The organism is Streptomyces lushanensis (assembly GCF_001700515.1).
GTDB classification, from domain to species: Bacteria; Actinomycetota; Actinomycetes; order Streptomycetales; family Streptomycetaceae; genus Streptomyces; species Streptomyces lushanensis.
Genome location: NZ_MAUD01000329.1, coordinates 2,325 through 2,618, shown reverse-complemented (window position 1 = coordinate 2,618; position 294 = coordinate 2,325). Strand labels below are relative to the sequence as shown.

The 294-nt window shown below is 69.0% G+C and carries 1 protein-coding gene; it reads right to left on the bottom strand.

What is annotated here, in order from left to right:
• A partial coding sequence (locus BFF77_RS35855; RefSeq protein ID WP_169922721.1) for a PH domain-containing protein occupies positions 1 to 294 on the bottom strand: 294 nt, incomplete at both ends.

The following is a 294-nucleotide window of genomic DNA, read 5'->3' as shown; positions in this document are numbered from 1 at the left end:
CCGCTCGGCCAGCTCCGCGGCCAGCTCGTGGTCGAGCCCCTCGATCTGGACCGAGCCCTTGGACGACGCCGTGGTGACGATCACCGTCGAGAGCCTGAAGAGCTGCTCCAGCGGACCGCGCACGGTGTCCACGGTCTGTATCCGCGACATCGGCGCGATCCGCCACTCCTGCCAGAAGAAGCCGGTACGGACATAGACCGCCTCTTCCGTCACCTCCCAGCGGTGCACCCTGAACCACCACACGGGTATCAGCGCCGTGCACAGGAGGCCGAGCACCGCCAGCACCGCGGCGGG